Genomic DNA, 1,213 nt, shown 5'->3' with positions numbered 1-1,213 from the left:
GATCGCGATCGTGCTCTACGTCCTCGCGTTGCTCGTCGTCATCCCGTATCTCTACAGCCAGTACCGCAGGGGTGCACTATGAGTCAGGAAACCGTTACAGCCGATGCGACCGACGACGAATCGTCGACGAGCGATCTGCGCGATGCGATCGGCGGGAAACGAATCCTCCTGTACGCAGTGCTCGCGCTCATCGCCGTCTACTTCCTCGTACCTCTCGAAGCAGGGCTCGTCACGTCGTTCAAGACCAACGAGGCAGTCATCAACACCGCGCCGTATCTCCCGCCCGGACCGGACGGGTTNCCTCTCGAAGCAGGGCTCGTCACGTCGTTCAAGACCAACGAGGCAGTCATCAACACCGCGCCGTATCTCCCGCCCGGACCGGACGGGTTCACCCTCCAAAACTGGGCGGAGGCGCTCGATACCCTCTCGTCGGGGTTGGTCAACAGCCTCGTGATGACGATCCCGGCGACGGTGCTCGGCGCGCTGTTCGGGAGTCTCGCGGCCTATGGACTGACACAGATCAGCTGGAAGGGGCAGATCCCGATCTTCGCGCTGTTCGTCGCCGGCGTGTTCATCCCGTATCAGGCCGTGCTGGTGCCGCTGTCACAGTTCTGGTCGATGATCCCGCTCGAAACGGCGCTGTCGCCGCTGTGGGCACTGCCGCTGCTCGAACCGTATCACGCGGATCTCATCGAGCTGATCGTGACCCACACCGCCTACGGCATCCCCATCAGTACGGTCCTCTTTAGGGGCTACTACATGGGGCTCTCCGAGGAGATGATCGAGGCGGCGCGCCTCGACGGCGCGGGNGGCATCCCCATCAGTACGGTCCTCTTTAGGGGCTACTACATGGGGCTCTCCGAGGAGATGATCGAGGCGGCGCGCCTCGACGGCGCGGGTGTCTTCGAGATCTATCGCCGGATCGTCCTCCCGCTGTCGGGACCGATGTTCGCGGTGGTACTGATCTACCAGTTCACGCAGATCTGGAACGAGCTGCTGTTCGCGCTGATCCTCGTCGGCGGTACGGGACCGTCGGCCCCGGTGACGCTTTCGCTCGTGGGACTGGGAACGAGCCTCGAAGGCGTCGATTTCGGGCTGCGGATGGCCGGCGCGTTCCTGACCGCACTACCGACGCTGCTCGTCTTCATCATCTTCGGCGATCAGTTCGCACAGGGTGTTGCCGGCCGAACGTAGACAGACAACGATGATCGAA

The 1,213-nt window shown here is 63.0% G+C and carries 1 protein-coding gene and 1 pseudogene (1 of these 2 cut by a window edge); both read left to right on the top strand.

What is annotated here, in order from left to right:
* A pseudogene (locus tag C448_RS09265) lies at positions 1–82 on the top strand (carbohydrate ABC transporter permease); it begins 896 nt to the left of the window's first position.
* Entirely contained in the window at positions 79–1,194 is a 1,116-nt protein-coding gene (locus tag C448_RS09260) for a carbohydrate ABC transporter permease (protein ID WP_004054101.1), read from the top strand. Before C448_RS09265 ends, C448_RS09260 begins: the two are co-directional and overlap by 4 nt.
* Positions 1,195–1,213 lie beyond the last annotated feature (19 nt).

It is taken from the genome of Halococcus morrhuae DSM 1307, assembly GCF_000336695.1.
GTDB classification, from domain to species: Archaea; Halobacteriota; Halobacteria; order Halobacteriales; family Halococcaceae; genus Halococcus; species Halococcus morrhuae.
The sequence above is the reverse complement of the archived record's forward strand: the minus strand, read 5'-3'. Positions and strand labels throughout refer to the sequence as shown.